Origin of the sequence: Streptomyces sp. NPDC087844 (genome assembly GCF_044742785.1) — a bacterium.
Classification (GTDB): Bacteria; Actinomycetota; Actinomycetes; order Streptomycetales; family Streptomycetaceae; genus Streptomyces.
In genome coordinates, this window is the sequence record NZ_JBIUVD010000030.1 from 79,021 (window position 1) to 105,598 (window position 26,578).

The 26,578-nt window shown below is 70.8% G+C and carries 28 protein-coding genes and 3 pseudogenes; 16 read left to right on the plus strand and 15 right to left on the minus strand.

The window, feature by feature from the left end; translation table 11 throughout:
• Nucleotides 1-25: 25 nt before the first annotated feature.
• Nucleotides 26-460, plus strand: a complete 435-nt coding sequence (locus ACIOKD_RS38195; protein ID WP_402092852.1) for an acyl carrier protein — start codon at nucleotides 26-28, stop codon at nucleotides 458-460.
• A gap of 45 nt (nucleotides 461-505) precedes the next feature.
• Nucleotides 506-1,729, plus strand: coding sequence for a geranylgeranyl reductase family protein (locus tag ACIOKD_RS38200; RefSeq protein ID WP_402092812.1), 1,224 nt, complete (start codon nucleotides 506-508; stop codon nucleotides 1,727-1,729).
• A 100-nt stretch (nucleotides 1,730-1,829) separates the two neighbouring features.
• Here the strand turns inward: ACIOKD_RS38200 and ACIOKD_RS38205 are convergent, their stop codons facing one another.
• Entirely contained in the window at nucleotides 1,830-2,063 is a 234-nt protein-coding gene (locus ACIOKD_RS38205) for a hypothetical protein (RefSeq protein ID WP_402092814.1), read from the minus strand.
• Nucleotides 2,064-2,393: 330 nt separating this feature from the next.
• Between ACIOKD_RS38205 and ACIOKD_RS38210 the strand changes: the two are divergent.
• Nucleotides 2,394-2,741, plus strand: a pseudogene (locus tag ACIOKD_RS38210) (hypothetical protein); the annotation flags it as partial.
• A gap of 31 nt (nucleotides 2,742-2,772) precedes the next feature.
• Nucleotides 2,773-3,354: pseudogene (locus ACIOKD_RS38215) on the plus strand (terpene synthase family protein); the annotation flags it as partial.
• Nucleotides 3,355-3,357: 3 nt separating this feature from the next.
• Here the strand turns inward: ACIOKD_RS38215 and ACIOKD_RS38220 are convergent.
• Nucleotides 3,358-3,957, minus strand: a complete 600-nt coding sequence (locus tag ACIOKD_RS38220; protein ID WP_402092816.1) for a CAP domain-containing protein — start codon at nucleotides 3,955-3,957, stop codon at nucleotides 3,358-3,360.
• A gap of 133 nt (nucleotides 3,958-4,090) precedes the next feature.
• Between ACIOKD_RS38220 and ACIOKD_RS38225 the strand changes: the two genes are divergently transcribed.
• On the plus strand, nucleotides 4,091-4,333 hold the full coding sequence (locus ACIOKD_RS38225; RefSeq protein ID WP_402092818.1) for a hypothetical protein: 243 nt from the start codon (nucleotides 4,091-4,093) through the stop codon (nucleotides 4,331-4,333).
• Nucleotides 4,334-4,402: 69 nt separating this feature from the next.
• Here the strand turns inward: ACIOKD_RS38225 and ACIOKD_RS38230 are convergent, their stop codons facing one another.
• From ACIOKD_RS38230 to ACIOKD_RS38245, 4 genes are all read right to left on the minus strand, one after another.
• Nucleotides 4,403-5,164 carry an ABC transporter permease gene (locus ACIOKD_RS38230; protein WP_402092820.1) on the minus strand — a complete coding sequence of 254 codons (762 nt, stop codon included), beginning with the start codon at nucleotides 5,162-5,164 and terminating at the stop codon, nucleotides 4,403-4,405.
• The gene (locus ACIOKD_RS38235) at nucleotides 5,161-6,003 is read right to left on the minus strand and encodes an ABC transporter ATP-binding protein (RefSeq protein WP_402092821.1); all 843 of its coding nucleotides are present in this window, start codon (nucleotides 6,001-6,003) and stop codon (nucleotides 5,161-5,163) included. The genes ACIOKD_RS38230 and ACIOKD_RS38235 overlap by 4 nt, the downstream gene beginning before the upstream one ends.
• Before the next feature lie 239 nt (nucleotides 6,004-6,242).
• Nucleotides 6,243-7,286: a polyprenyl synthetase family protein gene (locus ACIOKD_RS38240; RefSeq protein WP_402092822.1), complete on the minus strand. Its 1,044-nt coding sequence runs from the start codon at nucleotides 7,284-7,286 to the stop codon at nucleotides 6,243-6,245.
• 229 nt (nucleotides 7,287-7,515) lie between these two features.
• Nucleotides 7,516-7,962 carry a DUF6000 family protein gene (locus ACIOKD_RS38245; protein ID WP_402092854.1) on the minus strand — a complete coding sequence of 149 codons (447 nt, stop codon included), beginning with the start codon at nucleotides 7,960-7,962 and terminating at the stop codon, nucleotides 7,516-7,518.
• A gap of 351 nt (nucleotides 7,963-8,313) precedes the next feature.
• On the opposite strand from ACIOKD_RS38245, the gene ACIOKD_RS38250 reads away from it, so the two are divergent.
• Nucleotides 8,314-9,147 carry a hypothetical protein gene (locus tag ACIOKD_RS38250; RefSeq protein ID WP_402092824.1) on the plus strand — a complete coding sequence of 278 codons (834 nt, stop codon included), beginning with the start codon at nucleotides 8,314-8,316 and terminating at the stop codon, nucleotides 9,145-9,147.
• A gap of 119 nt (nucleotides 9,148-9,266) precedes the next feature.
• On the opposite strand, the gene ACIOKD_RS38255 is transcribed toward ACIOKD_RS38250, so the two are convergent.
• Complete coding sequence (locus ACIOKD_RS38255; protein ID WP_402092825.1) at nucleotides 9,267-9,719, minus strand: MarR family winged helix-turn-helix transcriptional regulator; 453 nt, start codon at nucleotides 9,717-9,719, stop codon at nucleotides 9,267-9,269.
• A 73-nt stretch (nucleotides 9,720-9,792) separates the two neighbouring features.
• On the opposite strand from ACIOKD_RS38255, the gene ACIOKD_RS38260 reads away from it, so the two are divergent.
• Nucleotides 9,793-10,161, plus strand: coding sequence for a VOC family protein (locus tag ACIOKD_RS38260; protein ID WP_402092826.1), 369 nt, complete (start codon nucleotides 9,793-9,795; stop codon nucleotides 10,159-10,161).
• A 63-nt stretch (nucleotides 10,162-10,224) separates the two neighbouring features.
• Here ACIOKD_RS38260 and ACIOKD_RS38265 read toward each other — a convergent pair.
• Nucleotides 10,225-10,462 (minus strand): annotated as a pseudogene (locus ACIOKD_RS38265) (aminoglycoside phosphotransferase family protein); the annotation flags it as partial.
• A gap of 358 nt (nucleotides 10,463-10,820) precedes the next feature.
• On the opposite strand from ACIOKD_RS38265, the gene ACIOKD_RS38270 reads away from it, so the two are divergent.
• The 5 genes from ACIOKD_RS38270 to ACIOKD_RS38290 all read left to right on the plus strand — a co-directional run bounded on the left by ACIOKD_RS38270 (nucleotide 10,821) and on the right by ACIOKD_RS38290 (nucleotide 15,883).
• Complete coding sequence (locus ACIOKD_RS38270; protein WP_402092827.1) at nucleotides 10,821-10,976, plus strand: hypothetical protein; 156 nt, start codon at nucleotides 10,821-10,823, stop codon at nucleotides 10,974-10,976.
• A 180-nt stretch (nucleotides 10,977-11,156) separates the two neighbouring features.
• Nucleotides 11,157-12,317: a polyprenyl synthetase family protein gene (locus tag ACIOKD_RS38275; protein ID WP_402092828.1), complete on the plus strand. Its 1,161-nt coding sequence runs from the start codon at nucleotides 11,157-11,159 to the stop codon at nucleotides 12,315-12,317.
• Nucleotides 12,314-13,897: a phytoene desaturase family protein gene (gene crtI / locus ACIOKD_RS38280; RefSeq protein WP_402092829.1), complete on the plus strand. Its 1,584-nt coding sequence runs from the start codon at nucleotides 12,314-12,316 to the stop codon at nucleotides 13,895-13,897. The genes ACIOKD_RS38275 and crtI overlap by 4 nt, the downstream gene beginning before the upstream one ends.
• Nucleotides 13,884-14,879 (plus strand): phytoene/squalene synthase family protein, encoded by a 996-nt coding sequence (locus ACIOKD_RS38285; protein ID WP_402092831.1) that lies wholly within the window; start codon nucleotides 13,884-13,886, stop codon nucleotides 14,877-14,879. Before crtI ends, ACIOKD_RS38285 begins: the two co-directional genes overlap by 14 nt.
• Nucleotides 14,876-15,883, plus strand: coding sequence for a DUF5914 domain-containing protein (locus tag ACIOKD_RS38290; RefSeq protein WP_402092832.1), 1,008 nt, complete (start codon nucleotides 14,876-14,878; stop codon nucleotides 15,881-15,883). Before ACIOKD_RS38285 ends, ACIOKD_RS38290 begins: the two co-directional genes overlap by 4 nt.
• A gap of 95 nt (nucleotides 15,884-15,978) precedes the next feature.
• Here ACIOKD_RS38290 and ACIOKD_RS38295 read toward each other — a convergent pair whose 3' ends face one another.
• Genes ACIOKD_RS38295 through ACIOKD_RS38310 form a run of 4 tightly spaced genes read right to left on the minus strand, consistent with a single transcriptional unit; the run spans nucleotide 15,979 to nucleotide 20,052 of the window.
• The gene (locus ACIOKD_RS38295) at nucleotides 15,979-17,475 is read right to left on the minus strand and encodes an FAD-dependent oxidoreductase (protein WP_402092855.1); all 1,497 of its coding nucleotides are present in this window, start codon (nucleotides 17,473-17,475) and stop codon (nucleotides 15,979-15,981) included.
• Nucleotides 17,476-17,528: 53 nt separating this feature from the next.
• Nucleotides 17,529-18,260 carry a methyltransferase domain-containing protein gene (locus tag ACIOKD_RS38300; RefSeq protein ID WP_402092834.1) on the minus strand — a complete coding sequence of 244 codons (732 nt, stop codon included), beginning with the start codon at nucleotides 18,258-18,260 and terminating at the stop codon, nucleotides 17,529-17,531.
• On the minus strand, nucleotides 18,257-19,486 hold the full coding sequence (locus ACIOKD_RS38305; protein ID WP_402092836.1) for a lycopene cyclase family protein: 1,230 nt from the start codon (nucleotides 19,484-19,486) through the stop codon (nucleotides 18,257-18,259). Before ACIOKD_RS38305 ends, ACIOKD_RS38300 begins: the two co-directional genes overlap by 4 nt.
• Nucleotides 19,483-20,052, minus strand: a complete 570-nt coding sequence (locus ACIOKD_RS38310; protein WP_402092837.1) for a hypothetical protein — start codon at nucleotides 20,050-20,052, stop codon at nucleotides 19,483-19,485. The genes ACIOKD_RS38305 and ACIOKD_RS38310 overlap by 4 nt, the downstream gene beginning before the upstream one ends.
• A gap of 327 nt (nucleotides 20,053-20,379) precedes the next feature.
• Between ACIOKD_RS38310 and ACIOKD_RS38315 the strand changes: the two genes are divergently transcribed.
• Nucleotides 20,380-20,598 carry a hypothetical protein gene (locus ACIOKD_RS38315; RefSeq protein ID WP_402092838.1) on the plus strand — a complete coding sequence of 73 codons (219 nt, stop codon included), beginning with the start codon at nucleotides 20,380-20,382 and terminating at the stop codon, nucleotides 20,596-20,598.
• A 288-nt stretch (nucleotides 20,599-20,886) separates the two neighbouring features.
• Nucleotides 20,887-21,789 (plus strand): TIGR03619 family F420-dependent LLM class oxidoreductase, encoded by a 903-nt coding sequence (locus ACIOKD_RS38320; protein ID WP_402092839.1) that lies wholly within the window; start codon nucleotides 20,887-20,889, stop codon nucleotides 21,787-21,789.
• Between the two features lie 185 nt (nucleotides 21,790-21,974).
• Here ACIOKD_RS38320 and ACIOKD_RS38325 read toward each other — a convergent pair whose 3' ends face one another.
• On the minus strand, nucleotides 21,975-22,856 hold the full coding sequence (locus tag ACIOKD_RS38325) for an NAD-dependent protein deacetylase (RefSeq protein ID WP_402092840.1): 882 nt from the start codon (nucleotides 22,854-22,856) through the stop codon (nucleotides 21,975-21,977).
• Nucleotides 22,835-23,335 carry a hypothetical protein gene (locus tag ACIOKD_RS38330; RefSeq protein ID WP_402092842.1) on the minus strand — a complete coding sequence of 167 codons (501 nt, stop codon included), beginning with the start codon at nucleotides 23,333-23,335 and terminating at the stop codon, nucleotides 22,835-22,837. Before ACIOKD_RS38330 ends, ACIOKD_RS38325 begins: the two co-directional genes overlap by 22 nt.
• 160 nt (nucleotides 23,336-23,495) lie before the next feature.
• Between ACIOKD_RS38330 and ACIOKD_RS38335 the strand changes: the two genes are divergently transcribed.
• Together ACIOKD_RS38335 and ACIOKD_RS38340 are read left to right on the plus strand one after the other, a co-directional pair.
• Nucleotides 23,496-23,684 (plus strand): hypothetical protein, encoded by a 189-nt coding sequence (locus ACIOKD_RS38335; RefSeq protein WP_402092844.1) that lies wholly within the window; start codon nucleotides 23,496-23,498, stop codon nucleotides 23,682-23,684.
• A gap of 238 nt (nucleotides 23,685-23,922) precedes the next feature.
• A complete protein-coding gene (locus tag ACIOKD_RS38340; protein ID WP_402092845.1) occupies nucleotides 23,923-24,228 on the plus strand; it encodes a hypothetical protein in 306 nt (101 codons plus the stop codon).
• Between the two features lie 229 nt (nucleotides 24,229-24,457).
• Here ACIOKD_RS38340 and ACIOKD_RS38345 read toward each other — a convergent pair whose 3' ends face one another.
• Nucleotides 24,458-25,960: a family 43 glycosylhydrolase gene (locus tag ACIOKD_RS38345; protein ID WP_402092846.1), complete on the minus strand. Its 1,503-nt coding sequence runs from the start codon at nucleotides 25,958-25,960 to the stop codon at nucleotides 24,458-24,460.
• Between the last annotated feature and the right edge of the window lie 618 nt (nucleotides 25,961-26,578).

The following is a 26,578-nucleotide window of genomic DNA, read 5'->3' on the forward strand; positions in this document are numbered from 1 at the left end:
CCGCACCGCCTACACCCCCCTCGACATGACGCGGTGGCTGGAGTCCTACCCCGACACCGCCCGCACCGCCTTCTTCGCCGAACTGGCCGCGCCGGCCACGGGCACGGACGCGGCGGGCGCCCGTAACGCCCTGCTGACGCTCCTGCGGGACACGGACACCCCGCAGGAGCGTCAGCAGCTCCTGCTGCCACAGGTCGTCGAGCACATCGCGACGGTCCTGCGTCTGCGGGCGGACCGGTTCGACGCCAACACGTCCCTGGTCACGCTCGGCCTGGACTCCCTCATGGCGATCGCCCTGCGCAACCGTCTGCAGCGCGAACTGGCCCTGGACATCCCCACCACCGTGATGTGGACCCACCCCACCGCCTCCGCCCTCACCCGCTACCTCCTCGCCCGCCTCAGCCCCGAGCAGGGACATGAAGACGCCCGCCCCGGGGCCGAACCGGCCAGGGCCGGCTGATGTCCCCGACCCCACTGTTCCGAACGATCCATAGGTGACCACCGCATGCTCCCTCCCCCCACTCCCGCCCGTACCCCTCGGACCTGGGACGTGATCGTCGTCGGCGCCGGGCCGGCCGGCGCCACCGCCGCCCGCGTCGCCGCCGCCGCGGGCTGCTCGACACTGCTGCTGGAACGCGCAGCCATCCCCCGCTACAAGACCTGCGGGGGCGGCCTCATCGGAGCGTCCCTCGCCGCCCTGCCCCCGGGCCTGCCCCTGAAGGTCTACGACGTCGCCGGGCAGTTCACCTTCGCCCTCGACGGCCGCCAGGAGCGCACCCTCACCTCCCGCCGTCCGACCATCGCCATGGTCTACCGCAGCGAACTCGACGCGGCACTGACCGAAGCGGCCGCCGCCGCCGGCGCGACGGTCCGCGACAGCACCGCGCTGACCACCCTGGAACAGCAGGACGGCACCGTCACCGTGAAGACCAACCACGGCGAGGTCCTGAGCGCCCGGGCCGTCGTCGGCGCCGACGGCAGCGCCAGCAGGGTCGCCCGTCACGTGGGAGTGCAGTGCGCGCAGGTCGACCTCGCCCTGGAGGTCGAGGTACCGGTAGACGAACGGACGGCCGACCGGTGGCGGGGCCGTCTGCTGATGGAGTGGGGGCCGCTGCCGGGTTCCTTCGCCTGGGTCTTCCCCAAGGGGGACGTCTGCACCGCCGGCGTCGTGGCGGCCCGCGGCAACCCGGTGGCCCTGCGCGCCTACAAGGACGCCTTCCTCACCCGCCACGGACTTGCGGCCGCCCGCCCCCTTCATGACACGGGCCACCTGACCCGCTGCCGCCGCTCCGACTCCCCGCTGGCCCGCGGGCGCGTGCTGGTCGCCGGTGACGCCGCGGCACTCGTCGACCACTGGTCACGAGAAGGCATCTCCTACGCCCTGCGCTCAGGAGACCTCGCGGGCCGTGCCGCCGCCCGTATCGCCGCCGACCCGGCAGCGGCAGACACCGCCGCCGACCACTACGCACGGGAGGTCGACGACATCCTCGGCACCGAGATGCGCGCCAGCGGCACGCTGATGAATCTCTTCACCCGCAACCCCGGCCTCGTCCACACCGCTGTGACACGCCTGCCCCCGGCGTGGAGCCGTCTCGACTCCTACATCGCCGGCCACACCAGCGTCGCCGGCATCATGACCACACCCCTGGCGCGCGGCGCCACCGCTCTGGCCGCCCTGCTCCCCCAAGGGTCCGCCCGAACACCGGCGCGGGAGCCGGTCCCCAGCTGAGAACCTGCGTGTCCATCTGGACTCGCACACCGGTGCTCATCCCGGGAAACACGAAGCGCGGCCCTGCCCGAACCGGGCAGGGCCGCGCGCTGTGCGTAAGTCAGCTCTGCGGGAACATGGCCTGGCTGGCCGCGTCGACGAAGGGCGCGGCCATGCCCATCAGTGCCGAGGCTCCCTGGGCGAACGGTGTCAGAGGATCGATGGACGCGGAGTGGGCGGGCGGATCGCCCTGAGGACGGCCGCCCTCCCCGTCGGCAACGGCGGACGCGCCGCCCTGAAGCGTCGCAAGGACCACGAGCAGCACAGCGGCACGTCGGCAGGTACGAAATCGCATACCGACCTCAACGAGGCGCTTGCCGCCGGGTCACAGGTCTTTCGGAAGTGTGATCTGAGGAGGAACCGGCGGACGTGGAGTCAACCGCGGGTGCTGCGCCATTCCTTCGATTGACGCCTTCGACTTACGGGCATGCCGCGCCGCGTCACCGCACGCGGTCCCACATGATCGTGCCTTCTCTCCACTGTTTCTCGAAAGGTTGACGCTGCCGTGGGAACCCGCCTGACCGAAGTGGAATTGCCCCCTCTTTACTGCCCGCTGGAAGCCGCCATTCATCCCCGCGTCCGGCAGATCGAGAAAAAGGCCGTCGAATGGATCGGCGACAGCGGCATGTGCGCGTCCGAACGCGAAAGGGAATGGGTCGTGGCGACGCACAGCGCCGACTTCTTCGCCCGCTTCGCACCAGTGGCCGACGACGAGCGGCTACTGGCAGCAGTGTTGTGGGTGTATTGGGGCTTCGCGTTCGACGACGCGCGCTGTGACAACGGACCGCTCAGCAGTCGGCCCGCACAGTTCAACGCCCTGGCCGGCCAGGTACAGCGGGCGTGCGAGACCGGCCTGGCGGAGCCCGAGGACCGATACGCCCGCGCCCTGCAGGACATCATGCGCCGTTTGCGCTCCTTGGCGCCGTCCACCCAGGTGGCCCGGTTCGTCCACGCGCACCGGACGTGGCTGTCCGGGGTCGCCTGGCAGGTCGGAAACCAGGCCGCAGGCCGCAGGCCGCATGCCGAAGCTCGACGAGTTCCTGACGATGCGGCTGCAGTCTTCGGGCGGCCACCCGACGTTCGCCCTGCTGGAACTGGCCACCGGGGCCGAGGTACCCGATCAGGAGCTGCACCGTCCGGCAGTGCTGGCGCTCACCGAAATGGCCATCATGGTGGCCGCCCTCGATAACGACCGGCACTCGCTGCACAAGGAACTCGGCCGAGATCAGGCCGATCAGAACATCTACACGGTGCTGATGGCCGGAGGCTCTCTCTGTCCGCAGCAGGCGGTCGATGAGGCCAACAGACTGCGTGACCGCATCCTGCTGCGTTTCATGGACCTGCACGACCGGGTACGCCCGACGGCAGGCGCGGACCTGGCGCTCTACCTGCAAGGACTGCGCCACGGTGTGCGCGGCAACAACGAGTGGGGGCTGCGTGTGCCCCGCTATCTCAGCTTCGGTCACTGGCCCGACGAAGGGGACGACGCGCCGCTGGCCTGGACCGAGGTGCCCTCCGATCCGCGACCCGGTCCGGTGGTAGGAGCGCCCTCGATCGCCTGGTGGTGGGATACGGACCTGGGATGAACCTCAGCGGCGCGCGGCCAGGTCCACGGTCCACCACGGGCCACGTCGGCTGTCCACGACGCCGATGCCCGCGTCGGTGAACCGGCAGGTGAGAATGATGTCTCGGTGCGGCGGGCTGTCCATCCACACCGCGACGGCGGCCTCCGCGGTGTCCGTGCCGACCGCGACGACCTCACCGGAGTGGCCGGGCCGGTAACCGACGGCCCGCATCCGCTCCTGCGGACTGCTGCCGTCGGATCCGGTGTGGGCGAGGTGCTCGTGGCGGGCCATGTCCGCGCTGTGTGCCCGGGCCGCCCGCGACAGGGACGCCCGCAGCCGCACGCGGGAGCATCCCGCTTCGGACCGGCGCCGGTTGAGCTCGGCGACCACGTCGGCCACCGGACCGGACGGGTCACGGGTGGGCCGGGATGCGGCGGTATCCGGATCGGCACCGTTTTCCGGCGGAGCAGGCCACTGACCGGGGCGTGCGGTCGGCCATTGCGGCACCTGGTAGGCGGGCGGCTCAGGCACGGGCGGTTCGGCCCGGGCCGCCGACGCATACGTCAGCAGGGTCGCCAGTACGGCGGTCGCAGCCAGAAGCGTTGTCCGGAGAGGCGAGTTCACGCTTTTCCCACTTTCTCTTTGTTTTGCCCGTTCGGGGGAATGCGGCATTTCTCATTTCGGCCCGCACCTGGAGATCGATAAGGTCGAATCACATCCCAGCCCGTTCCCATGTACCGGTCGTCAGGAGGCTTTCATGTCATTGCAGCTTCGCCGATTCGCCGCCGTCTGTCTCACCGTGCTCGCGGTCTCGGCAGGTGCCACCGTCGCCTCCGCGTCCGCACAGCCCCCACAGCCCGTGACCCTGCCCGCCGCCGACGGGATCGACGGCTACCCGAGCCCGGACCACCACCGCCAGCCGCCCCTGCACTTCGGCCCGTTCGAGATCCCCCGCAGCGGCACCGTCTCCGGCGGTTTCTCGTGGGGCGTACGGGACTGATCAAGGTTCTGTTGCGGGCGGCTTCCTCCCCAGGCCGACGGGGAGGAAGCCGCCCGTGTTCCGTTCCGGTCAGCGCTTGAGAGTGGCGGCACTGGCGACGAGCACCAGGATGACGCAGCCCAACGTCAGCAGGGCGTCGCGGACGAACAGCCCGGTGACGCCGGAGTGCGTGGCGGCCTCGCCGGCGGCCTGGACGGCGTACGCCATCGGCATGACCTTGGCTGTTGCTGCCAGGGCTCCCTGCATCTGGTCCTGGGGCACGAACAGTCCGCACACCAGGAACTGCGGGAGGACTGCCGCCGGCAGGAACTGCACGGCCTGGAACTCATTGCGGGCGAACGCGCTCACCAGCAGTCCCAGGGCCAGACCGAGCAGGGCGCCGAGCATGGCGATGACCATCAGCAGGTAGGCCGGCCCCTTGATGTCCAGCCCGAGCGGGCCGACGGACAGCAGGGTGGAGAGCACCGCCTGCAGCAGGGCGAGGAACGCGAAGGCGATGCTGTACCCGAGCACGATGTCCAGGCGCCGTACCGGCATGGTCAGCAGCCGTTCGGCGGTGCCGGTGGTGCGTTCCCGCAGCGTGGACATGGACGCCACCAGATACATCACGATGACCGGGAAGATTCCGAAGACCTGGGGTCCGACCCGCTGGAAGGTCGCGTCGGAGCTGTAGAACATCAGCTTGAGCAGCACCATCAGCATGCAGGGGATGCCCAACAGCAGGGCGGTGCTGCCCTTGTCGCGGGAGGTCTGGTGCAGCACCCGCACCGCGGTCGCGCCAGTGACCGTGGGAGAGAAGGGCAGCCGCTCAGTCGGCGGGATGCGGCTCATGAGCGGACGTCCGAGGCGAAGAACGCCCGCTCGGCCTCGGGCGCACTGCCCTGGTCGAGCAGTCCGGACAGCCCCGGCAGCGACAACAGGTCCTGAGCCGCGGCCCGCTCGCGGGCGCGCGACTCCGCCGCGGTCGCCGCCTCCACCAGATGCATGAACGCCTCCTCCGCGTCGGAGCATCCGGTGTGCTCCAGCAAGGCGGTCCGGGCCGCGCTGGCCAGGAGCCTGCCGGAGCGCATCAGCAGCAGCCGGTCGCAGCGGTCGGCTTCGTCCATCACATGGCTGGAGATCAGCAGTGTGGTGCCCTCTCTCGCCAGTCGCTGGAACACCAGCCACAGCTCCCGGCGCACGATCGGGTCGAGCCCGACAGTCGGCTCATCCATGACCAGCAGGTCGGGCTCGTTGAGCAGTGCCACGGCCAGGGACACACGTGAGTACTGGCCCCCCGAGAGGCGGGCCACGAGCTTGTCGGCATATCCGGCGAGGTCGACCTCCTTGACCACGCGGACCACGGCGTCCTCCCGGCGCCAGCCCTTCATGCCCAGAGCGGAGGCGAAGTAGCGCAGGTTCTCCAGCACGGTCAGGTCCGCATACACCGACGGGGCCTGGGTGACGTAGCCGACGCGGGTCTTCAACTGCTGGGCGCCGGCCGCGTACCCCAGGACCTGGACGTGACCGGCACTGGCCTGCTGTACGCCCATCACCGAACGCAGCAGCGTCGTCTTCCCGCAGCCGCTCGGGCCGAGCAGGCCAACGATGCAGCCGCGGGGAAGAGTGAAGGTGACATTCGACAGCACCGGGTGGGTGCCGCGGACCACCTGCAGCCCGTGGGCGGACACCGCCGGAAGATCGCCCGCACGTGCCGGCCCGGATTGAGTCTGCTGCACAAGTTCACTGCGTTTCATCACGAGGGACCCTGTTCCAGCAGGGTCAGGGGGTGGCCGGGCAGAAGTCGCAGAACGGCCATTGCACGGACAACGGCGTACCCGGTCCGAAGTCACGCCCCTACCCGATTGCGGCGGTGCTCAGCAGCCCTGTGACGTGGTTCGGGCACGGGCACGGGCCCGTGCCCGCGTGCTCAGCGGTCTCTGCAGATCATCGCCCAGGCGATCTCCTGCATCTGCCGGTAGGCGTCCGCCGTCGGCCGGGCGCACGACAGGGCGCGCAGCGCCGCCGACATCTCACGGTGCGCCACGTCCAGGGCAGCCTGCCGCCCACCGGCCTTCTCCACCAGTTCCCGAGCCGTCACCACGTCCTGCTCGTCCAGCGGACGGGGCGCCTCGTACAACTCCCGCAGCCGTTCCGCCGCCGGACAGGCGCCGGCGAGCGCGGCCACCACGGGGAGTGATTTCTTGCGGGCCGCGAGATCGGCCCCGACCGGTTTTCCGCTGCGCGTCGTGCGGCCCCAGATACCGAGCACGTCGTCGGCACACTGAAAGGCGACGCCGAGCCGCCGGCCGAACTCCCGCAGACCGGCCACCCGTTCGTCGTCGGCGCCGGCCAGCAGCCCGCCCAGCGCGCACGCACAGCCCATCAGCGATCCCGTCTTGCCCTCGGCCATGGCCAGGTACTGCGCCGCCGACACCGCGGGCGTCTTCTCGAAAGCGACATCGAGGCTCTGCCCCTCGACCAACTCCAGGAGAGCTGTCACCAGTTCCCGCACCGCCGCGGCCGCCCGCGGCCCGGGCGCCTCGGTGACCACCCTCATCGCCGTGACCATCAAGGCGTCCCCTGTGAGGACGGCCGCGGGCGTACCGAACACCGACCAGGCAGCGGGGCGGTGCCGGCGCAGCGCATCACCGTCGATCACGTCGTCGTGCAGCAGGGTGAAGTCGTGCACGAGTTCCACCACCACCGCACCGGACAGCGCGTCACCGGCACTGCCGCCCACAGCCATGGCGGACAGCAGTGCCAGCGCCGGCCTGATGGCCTTGCTCCGCTGTGACACCACCTGAACAGGGGTGCCGTCGGCTTCGACCCAGCCGCGGTGATAGCCCGCTACCCGTCTCTCCACGTCCGGAAGGGCCTCCACCGCCGCCCGCAGCGCCGGGACGAGCAAGTCCTCGACCCAGCCCAGGCGTGGGAAGGCGACGCTCGGGGACGAGCCGGTGACCTGCGACATGCGCTTCTCCTCAAGACTGCGGGGGCCACAAGGGATACCCGCGCCAGTCAACCGGTGTCCGACCTGCATCGGGATGGGCAGCACACCGCCGGGCCGAGGGATCACCGGAGCGGCCCAGATCTCATACCGTTCACTGAGTCGACCATCGCATGACCATGACGATCACCATCGCCCTGAAGACGCTTTACGCCCCCGGGCCACCGGCTCTCAAGGACGCACGTCAACAACTTCATGTGACGCACGCGACGTTGCGGCATCGTTTCTTCCGCAGCCGACCGAGTGATCCCGTGCGTGCCCTGCGGCCTGTCGGCGGGCCGTGCCGATGTTCCTGCTCAGCGTGATCCCACACCTGACACGCGTCGCCGCCATGGCGACCGGTGCCGCCTGCGTCCTGGCCCTGTCCGCACCCGCGGCGGCCGCGAGAACGCTGCCTCTCGACAAGGCCGTCAAAGCCATGCCGCAGGCCGCCGAGTCCCCCACCGGATACGACCGCACCCGGTTCCCGCACTGGAACGCCGGCGCCAGACCCGACGACGGATGCGACCAGGAGCGTGGCGATCTCATCCGCCGCGATGAGATCCGCGTCCTCGCGGAGATCTCGTACGAATCCGTCGTACTCAGGACTCTGCATGCGCAGCAGGCTGCCGCCGAGTTGCATGTACCGCCGCTCGGGCATGACATAGCGGCGAACCAGGGCCAGCAGATCGGGATCCTCGTGGGCATGGCGCACCACGGGGCCGATCCTGCCCTGCCCGTGTGCAATGAGGCCAGCCAGTACTTACGGTGGCGGGTGCCGGGATGGCAGACTAGGAGACATGATCAAGAGAATCGAGTCTTCCGCCCGCCTGTGAGCGAAACGCCCGGGCCCCGGCTGCCCGGCACCCCGACCACGCTGTTTCAGCACGCCCTCAGGCTGCACCGTCTGACGCCGAACCAACCTCTGCCGCGCCACGGGGCGTTGCCCGATGCGGTACGCCGTCGACGCGGGGCAGGGTCGCAACACCTGCTCGACCGCAAGGTCGTCGGAATGGACGCCGCTGCCGTTCTCGACGAGTTCTTCGCCGGTCCAGGCGTTTCGCCTCGCGAGCTGTCTGCCAGGCTTGAGGGCGTCCACGTGCCGGTCCGCAGCAACAAGCACATCAGCGCTGCCGTCCTGAGGGCACCGGCGGCCGGCGCCCGGGAATCCGGACGGTGGCTGGTGCGACACGGGAGTGACGTAGATGCCGTAGCCCTCGGACTGGCCCTGCTCGCCGAGGTCGCCACGGTGGACGACATCCCCAGAATCCAGACGGTCGGCCTCTTCTCCAACGACTTCGGGCCTCTCGCCGTGCAGGCCCTCGCACGCCTGCCGGACAGCGTCGACGCGCTGATCTGGCTCGCGGAGCGAGTGACCGCCTGGGGGCGGGTCCACGCGGTGGAGACGCTGTGCCGACACGTGGACGACCACCCGGCCATCCGGCCGTGGCTACTGCGCCGAGCCGCCGACGGCGACTTCCTCAACAGCTACTTCGCCGACCGTGTCGCCGAAGCCGCCGGACTCCCCGAGGCCATCGCCGAGTCCGGGGCTGACGCTGAACTCGTGGACCATACAGGGCGAATCCTGCACGTGATGACGTATTGCGAGGGCATGGGCACATCTCTCCGCCGCTACCCACAGGCGGTCGAAGTGCTGGAGGCTCACGTCCGGCACCTGGGAACTCTCGGGCCTACCTCCGAGCGCTGTTTCGTCGCAACAACAGTCGCTGCCTATCTGGCGAAGGAGACGCCCCTGTGGTCCGACGATGCCGAACTCACGGTTCGTTGGCATCGGGTCCGAACGGCATACCTTGCGCTGATCGAGCGCGCGACCTGGTGCGACTGAGCGGGACAAGTGGCCTGCCGAGACGCGACACGGAACACTTGTGCTGTGATCACAGGTCCGGCGCCGAAGCAGGTGGGCCGTTCTGTGTGCGGCTTGTTGTGGTGCGACGGGCTCAGAAGCTATGCACCGTCGTTGCCGTCACGCAGGGAACGAATCATGCTCTGCAAGATCCGGAACGCGCCCGCCTGCTCCGTCTCGGTCATACCGGCCAGCATCCTGACCTCGACCGACCGGACCGCTGCGGTCGCCTTCTCCAGGCTCCGGCGGCCGCGAGGCGTGAGCCGCGTGGGAAGAACCTTCCCGACGGTCGCCTCCGCGGGCCTGGTCACGTATCCCTCCCGCTCCAGGGTCTGGAGCAGCACGTTCATCGACTGTCGTGTGACAAACGCGCCCCGCGCGAGCTCGGAGTTAGACAGGCCCGGCCGTTGCGCCAGCAGCTCAAGGCAGGAGTAGTGCGTCACGCTCATCCCGAGCGGCCGCAGCACCTCCTCCATCGCTGCGCGCAGGACGCTCGACGCCTCTTTGAGCAGGTAGCCCAGAGACGACTCCAGGTCGACACCGTCTTGTTGCATGTCAGTATTCTGACATAGGTTGACCTGTGTCAGAAAGCTGACACAAGCTGACACGAAGAGAAGGAGCATCATCATGCCCGCCACCGGCCCCGACTTCATCTCACTCCAAGCGCGTGACCTCGACGCTTCGCAGGCGTTCTACGAGCAGTACCTCGGCCTCGTCCGCTCGGCGGCCGGACCTCCGCACGCCGTCGTCTTCGAGACGAAGCCGATCGCGTTCGCACTCCGCGACGTCGTTCCCGGCACCGATCTCGCCTCCGTCACCCAGCCGGGCATCGGTGCCGCGATCTGGCTCCACGCCACCGACGTCCAGGCCATCCACGACGCTCTCGTCGCCGACGGTCACACCATCGTCTCCGCACCGATCGACGGCCCGTTCGGCCGCACCTTCACCTTCGCCGATCCCGACGGCTACCAGGTCACTCTCCACGACCGCGCCTGATACCCACCACGCCAACAGACAGCTGCGCCGCCGGCACTTATTGGGGGCGACAGGCAGCCGCTCAGTGAGGTCTTCTCTCCCTGGTTCCCGCCACGGTCCGGCCACCTTCTCCGCGTCCGGCGCAGAAGCCGGCGCGTCCAGTACACGCCAGTACAGGTGGTCCGGGTTGTCGCTGAGCGTTCCTCCCGCTGCGGTGTAGTGATCCGCCAGCCGCATACCGGCAGGCACTCCGTGCAACAGCGCAAGTGCGGTGGAGCAGTGTGCCACATCCAAGTCAGCCGGCCCCCCAGGACGTCTCCACCCCGCAGCACGAGGGAGTACGGCTCGTCCTTCCCCTCGATATCGAGTCGGCGCATCCGTGACGTCCACCCGCCGCGCAGGGTTTCGACAGCACGAATCGGGTCTCCGCAAGGGAGGCGCTCCTCCACCCACACACGAGTGGCGAACCAAGCCCGTGTCATGGACATCAGTTGCAACAACCGGCCTTCTCCTGCCCTCCACCATGGCCGCAGCCTAATGATCGGAGAATCGTTCCCTACCCCGTCGAGCCACATCAGGACCGTGTCGAGACGCTCGCAGACCACGACGCTGCACCGGTTCTGCCGGCGGACGGGCTGTGAGCGAGCCAGCAGACCCAAGGCGGTGCCCTGGGCCGCCGGGTGACCCCGCTCGGCGATGTCCAGGAGCAACGGGGCCGCAACCACAGCCGCCGGGAACACCGCAGCGCTGTGACCGTGGACGATTCCACCACCGCCGAGCTGCGCCCCGACCGCCGCGGCCTGTACCTGCTTCGCCGCCTCGGCCAGGGCACGTAGACGGCAACACCGGCGTCCGGCTCGGGCGTGGCACACCGCCCTGTGACGCGCGGCGCTGCGCCAGTGGAGTGACTGCAACCGGCGACAGGCCCCGCAGCGGGCAGGAATCAGCGCATCCGTCAACAGGCCGGCGAGAGAAGCACTGGTGTGCAGGTGACCGAGAGTGAAGAGGAGTTGTGCATGCTGGGACTCCGGCCCACCGCGGCCGAAGCGGTTGTGCCCGTCGACAGTCCGCTCACGGCCGTGGAGGCCGTCCGCGCCGTCGAGGCGGAGCTCGGGCATGTACTCGACACCAAATTGCGCAGGGCTTTCGACGTGGACCAGGTGTTCGCACAGGATGTCGCCGGCCGGGTGACCGCGTTCGTCCGCCGGGGCGGCAAGCGGCTGCGCTCGGCGTTCGCGTGGTGCGGTTGGCGGGCCGCGGGCGGCTCGGGCGACGCCACCGCGCTCCTGCGGACCGCAGCCGCGCTCGAACTCGTACAGGCGTGCGCTCTCATACACGACGACGTCATGGACGGATCGCCCCTCCGCCGCGGCGCACCGGCTGTCCACGTGGAACTGGCCCGTATGCACCGGGCCGCGCGGATGACCGGCTCACCGGAAGCGTTCTCGGCCTCCGTCGCGATACTCGCCGGCGACCTTGCCCTGGTCTGGGCGGACGACGTGCTGACCGAGACGGCACTCGGTTCGCCGCACGGCACCCGGCTGTTCCACGAGTGGCAGGCGATGCGCACGGAGATGGTCGCCGGTCAGTACCGCGACATCCACGCGCAGGCCGCCGGATCGTCCGGCGTCGACGAGGCCGTGAGCATCGCCACGCTCAAGAGCGCCCTGTACACGGTCGAGCGGCCCCTGGCGCTGGGCGCGTCCCTGACCGGCGGCGACGAACACACCCTGAGCGCCCTCCGCTCGGCCGGGCGCTGTGCCGGGCTGGCTTTCCAACTGCGGGACGACCTCCTTGGCACCTACGGCGACCCGAGCACGACCGGAAAACCCGCCGACGACGATCTACGGACCCGAAAACTCACCTATCTCCTCGCGGTCGGCCTGTGGCTCGCTGACGCCGCCGGTGACAAGGAGGCAGCCGACGCCCTCGGCCCCCGCTCCACCGTCGGCGTCGGCGTAGGCGTCCGGTCGGACGACGCGGTGGACCGGATGCGAGCGGCCCTGGAGCGAACCGGCGCCAGGGACGTCGTGGAGTCCAAGATCTCGGAGTTGGCGGCGACGAGCGTGCGGCACTTCGCGGGGGCCACCGCCGATTCCGTCGTACGGCGGGAGTTCACCACGTTGGTCGAGCGCGCTTCGGGCGTCGCACTGGGACACCCCGGGGAGGCGGCGTGAGAACCGTACCGGGGCGGACGGATCATGTCGTCGTGGTGGGCGCCGGGCTGTCCGGCCTCGCGTGTGCGCTGCACCTGCTGGGCTCCGGCCGCCGGGTGACCGTCGTCGAACGGAACGCGGGCCCGGGCGGCCGAGCCGGTCACGTACGCATGGGCGGTTTCGAAGTGGACACCGGTCCCACGGTGCTGACCATGCCGCACCTGGCCGACGAGGCCTTCGCCGCCGTCGGTGACAGCCTCGCCCAGCACGTCGAGCTGACGGCCCTCCACCCCGCCTACCGGGCGTGCTTCGCGGACGGGACATCACTCGACGTGCACACGGACGGCGAGGCCATGGAGTCGGAGGTGCGGCGGTTCGCGGGACCGGCCGAGGCGGCGGGCTACCGCGAACTGCGGGACTGGCTGGAGCGGCTGTACCGGGCGCAGATGCGGCGCTTCATCGACACCAACTTCGACTCCCCCTTCCAGCTCCTGCACCCGGACCTGGCCCGGCTGGCCGCCCTGGGCGGCTTCGGACGACTGGACCGCCGCATCGGCCGCTTCATCTCCGACCCACGTCTGCGCCGTATCTTCTCCTTCCAGGCCCTGTACGCCGGAGTCGCCCCGGCCAGGGCCCTCGCGGCGTACGCGGTGATCGCCTACATGGACACGGTGGCCGGCGTCTGGTTCCCGAAGAACGGCATCCACGCGCTGCCCCGGGGCATGGCGAACGCGGCGGCCGGTGCGGGCGCCGACTTCCGCTGGTCGGCCGACGTGACCTCGCTCGAACGCAGCGGCGGTCGGGTGCGTGCCGTACATGTCGCCTCGGGCGAGCGGATCCCCTGCGACGCGGTGGTGCTGACCTGCGAGCTGTCCACGGCGCACCGGCTCGTCGGACGGACGCCCAGCCGCCCGGTGGGGCTGCGGCACTCACCGTCGGCCGTGGTGCTGCACGCGGGGACCGACCGTACCTGGCCCGGTCTCGCCCACCACACCCTCTCGTTCGGCGCGGCCTGGGAGGGCACCTTCGAGGAGCTGACCCGGTCGGGGAAGGTGATGAGCGACCCGTCCCTGCTGATCACCCGGCCGACGGCACACGACTCCACCCTTGCCCCGCCGGGCAAGCACCTGCACTACGTGCTCGCCCCCTGCCCGAACACCGACCTCGGCCCCTCCGCCGAGGCCTGGCGGGACCTCGGCCCCCGCTACCGCGACAGTCTGGTCGCCGAACTGGAACGCCGGGGTCTGCACGGATTCGCCGACAGCGTGCAGGAGGAACTGCTGGTGACGCCGCTGGACTGGGCGGCGCAGGGGCACGCGGCGGGCAGCCCGTTCTCGGTGTCCCACACCTTCGCCCAGACAGGCCCGTTCCGGCCGCGCAACCTGGTGCGCGGCCTGGAGAACGTCGTGCTGGCCGGCTGCGGCACCACGCCCGGCGTCGGTGTGCCAACGGTGCTCATCAGCGGAAAGCTCGCCGCCGCACGCGTCACAGGTGGTGTCACAAGCGGTGTCCGAGGCCGTGGCCCGCGCATCCGTCCCGTACCGCGCGCGACCCGTACCGCCGCGGTCTCCACCGAGGAAGGCGCTCATGACGCGTCGTGAGCTGGACGCCGCAGACATCACCGATCCCGCCCTGCGCGTGGCCTATTCGCACTGCCGGCGGCTCAACGCCCGCCATGGCCGGACCTACTTCCTGGCCACCCGTCTGCTCCCGGTGGAACGCCGCTCCGCGGTCCACGCGTTGTACGGTTTCGCCCGCTGGGCCGACGACATCGTGGACGACCTCGACCGGCACCGCACTCCCGACGAGCGCGACCGGCTGCTGCGGTGCCTGGAGAGCGACCTCTCGCACGGGCTGCGTACCGGAGCCGGGGACGAGCCGGTGGTGCGGGCCGTGGCCGACACCGCGAGCCGGTACGACATCGAACACACCCTGTTCGCCGACTTCCTGGCGTCGATGCGCAGCGACCTGCACATCACGGACTACCCGACCTACGCCGACCTGCGCGCCTACATGCACGGCTCGGCCGCGGTGATCGGACTGCAGATGCTGCCCGTCCTCGGCACGGTCACCGCACGCGAGGAAGCGGCACCGCACGCCGCGGACCTGGGTGTGGCCTTCCAGCTCACCAACTTCCTGCGCGATGTCGGCGAGGACCTGGACCGGGGCCGCGTCTACCTCCCCACGGACCTGCTGGCGGCCCACGGCGTGGACCGCTCGCTTCTGCTGTGGAGCCGCCGTACGGGACGCCGCGATGCCCGGATTCGCAGGGCGCTCGTCGCCGCCGAGGGCATGACCAGGGAGGTCTACCGGGCGGCGGAACCGGGCATCGCCATGCTGGACCCGCGGACGCGGCCCTGCATCCGCACCGCGTTCACCCTCTACGGTGGCATCCTCGACGCGATCGCGGAGCAGGACTACACAGTGCTGCACCGCCGCGCGGTCGTGTCGCGCGGGCGCCGTGCGGCGACGGCCGCCGCGGGGATCGTCGGCATCGCGCGGGCGCGATGGGGCGCTCGCGCCTCCGATCGGACATCAGGGGCGGACGTCACGCCCCTGCGGCGGAAGGGACCCGTGCGGTGAGTGACCGAGCGAACCGAGCCGGCTGGACGCCACCGTTGCGGCGGCGGCGCCGGGCGGACTGGGCGGCGCAGCCGCCGACTTGGCAGGAGGCACGCCCGACGGTCATCTCCGACGCACTCGAACGGGCGTCCGCCCGCCCGTCCGGGAACTGGTTCGTCGTGGGTGCCTCGCGGGACGTGCGCGTCGGCGGCCGCCCTTACGGCAGAACGGTCGGCGGCGTCGAAGTCGTGCTGTGGCGGTCGGACACGGGCCGACTGCGGGCCGGCCCTGGCGCCTGCCCGCACCTCGGCGCCCCCCTGCGCGACAGCCGGGTGGTGTGCGGCACGCTGGTGTGTCATTGGCACGGACTGGCCCTGGACGGAGGGTCGTTCGCCGGCTGGGATCCGTTCCCCGCCCACGACGACGGTGTACTCGTATGGGTCCGGCTGGACTCGGTGGGCGGCGAGCGGCCGTCCGAGCGGCCTGTGGTGCCGGAGCGGCCGACGGCGGGCAGTGGGGTGGACGCCGTCTTCATGGGCGTCGGTCGGTGCGAGCCACAGGACGTGGTCGCCAACCGGCTGGACCCGTGGCACGGTTCGTGGTTCCACCCCTACTCGTTCGTCGACCTGACAGTGACCCGCCCGCCCCTCGGTGAGACGGACGACGCGTTCGTCGTCGAGGTCTCCTTCCGCTTGACCGACCGTCTGGTGGTCCCGGTGCGGGCGGAGTTCACCGCACCCGGACCACGTACCGTGGTGATGCGCATCACCGAGGGCGAGGGGACCACCTCCGTCGTCGAGACCCATGCCACGCCGCTGACCGGCGCGGCCGAGAAGCAGCCGCGGACCGCCGTGATCGAAGCGGTCGTGGCTGCCTCGGACCGGCGGGGTTTCGCCTTGGCACGGGCTGTCGCGCCCGCGCTCCGCCCGTTGATGCGCCGGACGGCCGGCCGGTTGTGGCGCGACGACCTGGCATACGCGGAGCGGCGCTGGGCGTTGCGAAGCACCGGCCGGTTCCCGGGCTGAGTGCAGGGGTGTCAGCGACCGGCGGGCGGGGCTGATCCCGAGCCGGCACCGTCTTCCGGCAGGGGCGTCTTCGATGTCTTTACGAGGAGTGCGGCTCAGCGGGTCCCTAGCGTGCCGAGCGCCCGCAGTACGGGTGAACGGCCCGCTCGGGGTACCGTCCACAGCGTCTGGCCCTGGACTCCCCAGCCGGCCAGCAGGGCATTGGCCGCCAGAAAGCCGGTGGTGGCGGCGCGTTCCATGAGGGCGACGGGCAGGTCGCAGCGGATCGCGTCACCGGCGAGCGTCACCTGCGGGTGCGGAGTGGACACGGTGGGCCGCCGGGCGTAGGTGCCGACCGGGAAGAGCGGACAGTCGGAGCGCCATTCGTGTCGGGCGTCCACGATCCGCGCCCTTCGTGTCTCCGGATAGACCTGGTGCAGGCGCTCGACGAGGCGCGACTGGACGGCTTCGGGCCGCGCGCCCTCGGGAACGGCGTAGGCGTGCAGTTCCACCACCGAGCCGCCGGAACGGGCCGACCATCGGGCGGCCTCGTCCTCGTAGCGTTCCAGGACGCTGACGTTGTCGAGGCCGTCGTAGCCGCTGGTGCCGAGGAACGCGGCGCGGTCGGCGCGGACCGGGCGGTCGAGCCAGAGCCGCGAGACCAGGAACCGCGGAGCGGTGCGCAGGCAGGCGACGTCATCGCGCCAGGCGGCGGTGCCCAGGCCGGGCGACGCCGCGACAAGGCCCCGCAGGGCGCCGGCGTCGAGGGCGAGAACCGCCGCGTCATGACGGTCCACGGCGATGTCCGTCCGCACTTCCACTCCCCCTGCGTCGCACGGGTGGACGGCGCGCACCGGCGTGCCGGCGCGAATATGCGTCCCGAGGCGCTGGAGGTACGCGCCGAGCGGGTCCCACAGCGCCTGGGGAAAGGGAGCGGTCGGTACGTCGAAGAGCAGGCCCTCGGACGAACCGAGGAAGTAGATGTGGAACATCAGCAGGAGTTCCGCGGCGGACAGTTCACGCGGGTCGGCGAAGAAGCTGCGCGAGAACACCTCGAACGCCAGATGGTGCGCGGCTTCGGGGAAGCGGACGCGTTCGAGGAAGTGGGTCGCGCTGACCGAGTCGAAGCGCTCGTAGACCTCGGGTACGCGGACGTCGAGGAGGGGCAGCGCGGCTCGGGCGTCCATCGCGGCGAGGTCGCGCCAGCCGAACGTGGGGCTCAGGGCGACGAACCCGAGGGCGCTGAACGGTGGTGTGCGCGGTACGCGGGCGAAGCTGTCGGTCAGCCCGCCGCTGTGTCGTAGCGGGTAGTCGGGCAGCTGCTGGAGACGGTCGAGAGCCGGATCCGTTCGCCGCAACAGGCCACGGAGGTTGTAGTACTGCCGGAAGAAGGCGTGGAAGCCTCGGCTCATGGTCACCTCCCCGCCGTCGGCCAGCCGGGTGCGCCAGCCGGCGAGCCGGCCGCCGAGCGACTCCTCCTGTTCGTAGAGAGTCACGCGGGCGCCTCGTTCGGCCAGGAGGGTGGCCGCGGCGAGGCCCGCGATCCCCCCACCGATCACGGCGACACCCGGGCTGTCCGCGGAGGCGAACCGTTTCAGGCCGGGCGCGGGCATCACGACCTCGGCCTTGCGGTCCCGGCCTCGCCGGGCGGCACGTCGCGGGGCGTTCACCGTGCGTACTCCCCCGTGGCCGCCGAGCCCTCGCGGGCAAGGAAGGTGTGCACGATCCCGGTCTGCCACCCGGCGACGGGCAGGGCGCGCACGGCCGAGAATCCGGCGCCCCGCAGACGGTCGGTGAAAGCGGGGACCGTGTCGAAGTCGAGGACGCTTCGCCACAGGTGGCGGCACAGGTCGCGGTCGCCGCTGACCGTCCCCGCGGGGATGATCACGCCGCGGCAGACAGCCGTCCACAGGGCTCGGTGGACGGCAGAACCACTGAGGCTGTACTCGTGGACGGCGAGCCGGCCGCCCGGGCGCAGCAGAGTCCGAACGGTCTTGAGCACTGCGTCCGCGTCCGTGACGTTGCGGATCAGGTAGGCGGCGAACACCGCGTCGTAGGGCCCCTCGTCCGTGGCGGCCAGCGCTTCGGCTGTCATGTGCTGGAAGCGCACTCGGGCGGGCCAGGATGTGGACCGTGCACGAGTCAGCATGCCGGACGACGCGTCGACGGCCGTGATGCGGGCGCGGGGCGCGGCCCGGAGCAGGGCCCGGGTGGAGGCTCCCGTTCCGCACCCCAGGTCGAGAACGTGCAGACCGGCGCCGGCCCGGGGCAGCCGTAGCCGTCGCGCCGAACGCAGGAGATCGGTGCGGTATCCGGGGTTGAGGGCGGTGAGGCGGTCGTAGCTGTGCGAGGCGTGGTCGAAGGCGAGTGCCAGGTCGTGGTCACGCAGCAGGGTCATCGGTGGTTCTCTCCGATTCGTGGGGCTGGGTGGGTACGGCGCGGCAGGAAAGGGAGTTCGACGGCGGTCCGCAGCATGGGACCTACGGGGGTGCGCAGGCCGATGCCCCACTCCTCCCAGGGTGAGGTGCGCCCGTCCAGGAAACGCAGCAGCCGCTCCGGCGGAACGCGGCGGAACAGGCCGGTGAAGAAGCCGGGGCCGTCGATCCGTCCGGTGTCCAGAGCCCGCAGCAGGATCGCGTCCATGGCCAGCACGCGCCGCGCATGCGGTCGGGGCGCGACCGCGTGGCCGTCCCGCAGGGCGGCGGCGATGGCCCGGCTCTGCCGCTGCACCGCGGCGAAGGTGTATCCGGTCGCCGGGCGGGTGGCACCGCCGGCGGTCCCGATCCGGGAGACGGCAGTGCCGATCCGGCGGGGGAAGCGCGCGTCGGTCATGGGGATCACACCCTGCTCCACCGTCTCGACGGTGAACGCCCCGAGTTCGAGGATCTCCCGGCTGTAGTGTCCCAACGCCGACTCGTACGCCGCGTGGGTCAGCGGGGCCCGGGAGAACTCGGTGTACTCGACGAGGGCACGGCCCGGCGCGAGCGGCAGTACGTATCCGAAGGCGAGGCCGTGGCGCGGCTGTGGCACCCGGAAGTCCATCAGGTCCGCGACCGCCGGGTCGAACCGGTCCGTGTCCGTGCGCACGAACCAGCCGCGGAAGTGCTGAAGCAGTTGCGTCCGGGCCGGCGGCAGGGACGGGAGGGGGCGGGAGTCGAACACATGGCGGGCACGGAGTGTCAGCGTGCGGCCGTCGGGCGACGTGCAGCTGACTTCGGCTCCGCCTCCCCCGACGGTGTCGCGCACCGTGTCCACCGTCGCACGCACGATGCGCGCACCGGGCGACCGGGCGATCCTGGAGTGCGCCCACTGCTCGAAGGCCGTGGACCGGAGCATCCGGTAGCGCAGCGGGGAGGGATCCACGGTGATCACGCCGCCGTCGGCGTCGTGAACGCGAAGCCGCGACCAGGACGCGTCGACCGCTTCGTCGAGCTCACGGGTGCCCGCATCCCAGTAGCACCAGGTCCGCTCAGGCGCTCGCAGCGGACCTTCCGGTGCTTCCACCAGAGTCACGGTCATGGAATCGGTCGCCACCAGGCGCTGCGCGAGGCTGAGCCCGGACGCGCCGCCGCCCACGATGATCACGTCGGACACCTCGTCCGGAACGCCGGAGCGCCGGGTCACCGGGCGCACCGTTCGACGACCGGTGTCGGCACGATACCGGACCAGCTGACGACGACTGCGTACGGGTGGGTCGTGCCCACGACGGCGCGGTCGGCGAAGCCGGTGTCCAGGTGTCCGGGCCGGACTGGCAGAACTGGCAGGACCCACATGCCCGCGGTTCGTGCTTCGCGGCGCGCGGGGCCGAGCCGGGCGTTCAGCGCGGCCTTCGAAGCGCTGCAGTCGGCCCTTCCTGCCTGCGGGCGTTCCGCGACCACGCCGGTGAACGCGACGATCGTGCAGTCGGGTTCCTTGGTGGCCAGCGCGGCACGGAAGGAGGCCGCGGGTGCGAGGACGTTGACCGCCACCGCCTGCTCGGCGCCCTCGTCGCCGAGCACCGCCACCCCTCCGAAGGCGACGGTGTTGCAAGCAGGAGCACTCCGGCAGACCTGGGCAGCACGGGCGAGGCCCGCTTTATCCCGTCCCGCGAGCGCCGGACGCGCACCACGGCCCACGGGCTGCGCGGTGAGCGCGACGCCGAGGACTTCGGTGGCTTCACCCACCGGCACCCGCGCGCCGTTGATATCCACGTCTCACTCCCGATCACGAGGCGGGCGGGCTGCGCCCCCTGTCACACCAGTGGTTCCGCGAGCCGGCCGCCCATGGATGCGCCGAACAAGAACCAATCGAAGTCAACCGCAAACAATGTCACTCGGCGCGTCACGGACGGCGTCTGCGCCCTGTATGGGGGGGTCGGGCCTCGCTCCTGTCCCGGTCTTCGTGCCCTGCTCCCTGGACGGATCCCACGACGGCACGCTCGACGGCGACGGCATCACCTCCGGCGAACCACGAGGTACTCGCTGCTCGCGCATCCGGCCCGCAGGCATTCGACTGGGAACAGCGGGAACCCGGCGTGTATGACAAAGCATGATGACGACACGCACACGCCCCACGCTCCCGGATCCCAGCCGAGCGTCCGTCCCGGTTCCGATGAACCGCAGACGATCCCGGTGCCGACGCCTCCTGTCGCGTGGGACAGCGGTCCTACGGACCCGGCTGATCTTGCCGACGAAGAGGCGGAGCCGGAGCAGCCCGCCGCCCACGAGGAGCCGAAGACCACGTCGCAGAACGACTGACTCCTGCCGGGGTGGGCCGGAAGCCAGCAGTACATGGTGACGAGCCGGGCCGGGGCTCCCGACGGAGAGTTCCGGCCCGGCCCGGCCGCGTACCGCGGCCACCACGCCCTGCCCGACGAAGGGCGTAGAGGCTCCACGGCGCGCCTTCGCGTGCACTAGTTGTACAGACAACTACCTTGTGGGTGCGCCGGTTTGGCGACGGGCGTCCGGTGGTCATGAGCCGGCCGCCCGACCGTACCGGGCGGCCGATGGTCTGCCCGGCCGCGTCTCAGCAAGGAAAGAAAGAACATGAAGATCGGTTTCGCGCTTCCGCAGTTCCACAAGCAGGCCTTCGGCATCTCCCGCACCGCTCACTTCGCCCGTGAGGTCGAGCAGGCCGGCGCCGCGAGCCTGTGGGTCGGCGACCGCAACCTCGCCGCGGTGTCCCCGAAGGTCGGCTACGGCGGCCAGGGCGACACCATCCCGGCCGAACTCAACCCGTCCGCCGATCCGTTCGTCCTGCTTGGTGCGGCTGCGAGCGTCACCGAACGCGTCCAGCTGGGTATGCACGTACTGATCGCGCCGCTGTACCCGCCGGTCCAGCTCGCCCGCTCGCTGACCACCCTCGACCTGGTGAGCGAAGGACGTCTGCTGCCCGGGTTCGGCATCGGCTGGTCCCCCGAGGAGTACGAGGCGGCCGGACTGGACTTCCACAAGCGCGGCGCGCGGATGGAGGAGCTGCTCGACGTCCTCGACACCATATGGACCACCGACCCTGCCGAGTACAAGGGCACTCACCTCACCGTGCCACTGCACCACGCCCCGCTCAAGCCCCACCAGAGCCCGCGGCCGCCCATCTACCTGGGAGCGATGTCCGAGCGCGCCCTGCGCAGGGTCGCCCTTCGAGGGGACGGCTGGCTGCCGCTGTGCGTGGTGCCGAGCTACGTCGACATCGACGGACTCGTCGCGCAGCGCGCCCTCATCGACAGCCAGGCCCAGCAGGCCGGCCGCGACCCGGCCGCCATCGACACCGTCCTGCGCGTCAACATCGACGCCGGTACACCGGCCTCGGCCGTCGTCGACACCGTCAAGTCCGTGCACGAGCGCACCGGAATCTCCCACTTCATGATCGACTCCCTCTACACCGCCGACACGGTCGAGGACTCGATCGAGCTGGCCGCCGAGATCCTCGCCCTGGCGAACGAAGGCTGAGCCGGGCCCGTGCCCCCGTATCCGCGGGGACACGGCTCAACCCCTCGGTGAGCTGCGACCTCGCCCGGCCGACCGGACCCGGACCCGATGCCGGACGCGGGTCCGCGTGCCACCCTGCGACGCGGCTCACCGAGGGGTCTGCCGTCACGGCGCGGTCACCCCCCACTCCCGGCCGCCGCCTCCCCCTACACCGGGATGCCCAGCCGGTCGGCCACAGTGCCGAGCGTCGTCCCCAGAGGAAGTGCGATCCGGGTGACGGCGTGGACGTCACCTCGGGTCGCGTCCCGGTTGACGATCAGCACCGGCTTCCCGTCCTGGGCCGCCTGGCGGACGAAGCGGAGCCCGGACATCACCGTCAACGAGGAGCCGAGGATCAGCAGAGAGGTCGCCGCACGGACGAGTTCGCGGCACTGCTCGACCCGAGCGGCAGGCACGGACTCGCCGAAGAACACCACGTCCGGCTTGAGGATGCCGCCGCAGAGCACGCAGTGCACCACGCGGAAGTCCCCGACCTGCTCGTCGGTGAGGTCGGCGTCACCGTCGGGGTTGATCGCCGCGGCCACCGGCGCGAAGCCCGCGTTCGCCGCTTCCAGCCGACGGGCGAGTCGGCGGCGCGGGCTGAAGGCGCCGCAGGACAGGCAGACGACCCGGTCCAGGCTTCCGTGCAGCTCCACGACGCCCTCGGTGCCCGCGGCCTGGTGCAGGCCGTCGACGTTCTGCGTGATCACACCCGTGAGCAGGCCGTGCCGCTCGAAAGCGGCTACGGCCCGGTGCCCTGCGTTCGGGCGGGCCCGGCCGAAGGTGCGCCAGCCGAGGTGGCTGCGCGCCCAGTACCTGCGCCGCGCCTGCGCACCGCCGACAAAGTCCTGGTAGGTCATCGGGGTGTGCCGGCTCAGGCTCCCGCCCTCGCCCCGGTAGTCGGGGATGCCCGATTCCGTGGAGATGCCCGCCCCACTGAGCACCAGCACACCGCCGAAGCGCAGCGCGTCGACGACCGGCTGCGGATCCGTGGTGCCGGGCGGCAGATCTTCGGTCGGGGTCCAGCTCAAGGTGGGGCGCATGCGCATGCCACCAGAGTAGGCAGGCGCCGGGCGCTCGTCATCGGCGAACCCGGCGGCGCCCCGGCCGGCCCCCGCGTCCACTCGATCGTCGCCGACCTGCGGAGCTGGGGTCCGGCGGTGGCCAGCGACAAGCCGAGGGATATCTGTGGGCCAAGGCCGGCTTCGGTGCGATGCTCGCCGCCACCGCCCTCGCCGACGCCCTCATGGCCGACCTCATCGACCGGCACCGCCCCGCCATGGCCGGCCTGACCGGTGAGATCCTCGCCGTGTCCGACCGGCTCGGCGTCACCCTGGAGGCCTTCGACGCCTTCGACCCCCACCCCTTCCGGCAGGGTACGGATCCGGTGGAACGCGACGCCGCCTTCGACCGCCTGAGCGCGTGGCTGCGTACGCAGGCGAAGGACCTCAGCGGGATCTGGCGGGACCTCGCCGTTCGGCACCGGCCCGTCGCGGTGACCACCCACTACGCCGATGTGTTCGACCACGCGGCCCGCGAAGCACTCCCCACGCCGCTGCTGCGCACCGTCATGGACGGCCTGCGCTCACTGGAGGGCGCCCCGGACGGGATGTCGGAGTCGCGGCTGGCGGAGCTGGACCGCCTCGCCGGGCCGACCGAACCCGGGCGACCGGACGGACCGAACCACCGTGCCCGGCCCGCGTTGCCTCGCCTCCCGCGAGGCCATCGTCGCCGAGTCGCACGGCAGCAGGCTCGCCATGGCCTTCGAGGCGGCCGCGGACGGCGCGATCAAGACGGCCCGCAAGGGAGTGGGACTGTTCACCCTGACGGTCACCGGCAGCGAGGCCCACGCCGGCTCGACCCCACCGCCGGGGTGAGCGCGGTGGACGAACTCGCCCATCAGATCCTGCGCCTGGCCGAACTGCGCCCCGGACGCGGGCACCTCGCTCAACATGGGCGTGGTGGAAGGCGGCACCCGCAGCAACGTCACGGCGGGCCGCGCCGTCGGCCGCATCGACATCCGTGTCGCCTCCGCGGCCGAGCAGCAGCGGATCAGCGACTCTCTCGCCGCCCTGCGCCCGGTCGACCCGCGCACCCGCGCATCCGCGCATCCGCGTGGAGATCACCGGGGACTGGAACCGGCCCGTCTTCGAGCGGACCGAACAGGTCGCGGCGCTCGCGGAGCTGACCCGCCGGTGCGCGGCGCTGCTCGGGGAGGACCTGCGGGAGGCGTCCGTCGGCGGAGCGAGCGACGGCAACTTCGTCGTGGCCGCGGGGACGCCCGTCCTGGACGGCATCGGGGCGGTCGGTTCGGGCGCCCACGCCCGCTCGGAGAACACCTCGGTGTCCGGCATGGTCGCACGCTCCGCGCCGGCCACCACGGTGCTGGTGTCGCTGGCCGCCAGTCGACCAGGGGGCTGACGGCCGCGTCCCGCTCGACCAGAGCCACGACGTGCGACCACGCCACGTCGCCGCCGGCTCCCGGCTCCCGGCTCCCGGCTCCCGGCTCCCGGCGGCAAGGTCGCCGTACTCATCGAGATGGTGTCGAGGCGCCCGCGAGGGGCACCGAGTGATGCATGTCCCGCCCCGCCGCGGAGCTCAGTCGGCTCCGCGGCGGGGCGGGACCGTCAGCGGCCGGACCGCCGGGTCGTCACCCTGCGGGTGCTATGGCCACATTGTCGAAGGCGGCCTCGGTGTCGAAGACCCGGACACCGTTCGCGCCGCTGCGGTAGGTGCCGTCGCTGACGGAGATCTTGGGCGTCGTCATGTCGTCGACGAACACCTTGATCGAGGAGCCGACGGCGGTGACGCGCATCCGGTGGGCGGAGCCGGAGCCGACGACCGTGCGCGCACTCGCCAGCTCGGTCCAGGAACCGTTCGCCCGGCCGAGGACCACCTTGCCGCTCGGGCTGATGCCCGCGTAGTAGCCCGAGTAACTGTCCCAGCCGACCGACGGCCCGCTCACTCTGAACGTCAGGCCCGCGTCCCCGCCGCCCGAGGTGACGGTGACGTCGGCGTCGTAGGTGAAGTCGGCGAAGTCCGTGTCGAGCAGGGCCTTGCCGCCCAGGTTCCGCCCCACCCGGTACTGTCCGCCGCTGACGGACCATGTCCCGCCGTACGTCTTCCAGCCCAGCGCGTTGGCGTCGGCGAAGTTGTCCTTCACCTGCATCGCGATACGCCGGATAGTGCCGTCAGGATTGAAGTGGAGGCGGTCGTACGCCAGTTGGCGGTGGTTTCCGTCACTCTCGCTGAGCGGACGGCGGTGGTAGACGATGTACCAGATGTCGGTGCCGGGGACGTTGACGACGGAGTTGTGGCCGGACCCCTTGGCGACCGCAGGATCCTGGGCGAGTACTTTGTCGATCTTCTTGAAGGGGCCGGTGGGTGAGTCGGACATCGCGTACGACACCGAGTAGTCGGGGCCGGTCCAGCCGCCCTCCGACCACATGAAGTAGTACGTGCCGTCGCGCTTGAACATGTAGGAGCCCTCGGTGAAGTTCTCGGGGGTGATCTCCTTGTAGGTGGACCCGTCGTCGAATGCGCCCAGGCTGGTCATGTCCGGGTTGAGCTTGACGACGTTGGAGTGGTGCCAGCCGCCGTAGTACATGTACGCCTGACCGTCGTCGTCGATGAACACGTCCTGGTCGATGGGCTGGGCCCCGTTGTGGAACTGCGAGATCAGCGGCTTGCCGAGAGCGTCCTTGTAGGGGCCCTCGGGGCGGTCCGCGACGGCCACGCCGATGCCGCCGAGTTCGGAGTCGTTCTGGATGTCGTTCGCGGCGAAGTACAGGTAGTACTTGCCGTTCCGTTCGACCGGCGCCGGGGCCCACACCGCGTACTCGGCCCAGGAGACGTCCGCCGTCTTCAGGACGTTGCTGTGCTTGGTCCAGTGGATCAGGTCGGTGGAGGAGAACGCGTCGAGGTGGGTCTGCTCGGCGTAGGGCTTGGACGCCGTGGGGTAGACCCAGAACTTGCCGTCGTAGACCGCGATGTCGGGGTCCGCGTACCAACCGTCGACGAAAGGGTTGCCCGCCTCGGCGGTCGAGTACTCGGGCGCGGCGACGGCGGCCGATGGCGAGAGCATCGCCACGAGGCCGCCGACGAGCAGCGTGGCCCAGGACTTGGCGACCAACCCGGTCGATCGGACAGTCACGAGAACCTCCGTGGGGGTGAGGCAGCCGGTGGCAGACAACGTTGTCGAGAGCGCGGTACCGAGAAGACGCTCATGCGGTTGCCGCACGCAGGTTTTACATCGTTGCAAGAGGGCTGTAAACCCTTTGCGCACGGATCGTCGCCCGCCGGCCGTCTGGCCAGGGCGGCGCATACCTCGCCCGGTCAAGCGGGGCGTTGTCGGCCTCGGTCGCCCGGACGGGATGAACGGGCCCAGCGGGGGCACTCGGCCTCTGCGACATCAACGGGTGCCGCGCCTCCGACGGAGAGAGACACCATGTACATCGGCCTGGGCACCATCGTCGTCATTATCATCATCATCGCCGTTGTCATGATGCTGCGCCGTCGCTGACATGAGTTCGGCGTGGGGCGCGGTACCAGGCTTGTCCTGGTCGGCGCCGGCCCGCTCGGCACGGCGCCGACCCTCCCCACGGTGGCCGGTCGGCCCGGCGGCGACTAGGGCCTGTGTGACGTCGTGATCAATCTCGGGTTTTGGTCCCGTGCGCGGGTAGGACCTGGTAGGACGATGGGTGTGACACGTAGGCAACTCACCGACGAGCAATGGGAGTTCATCGAGCCGTACCTGCCGATAGGCGAGTAC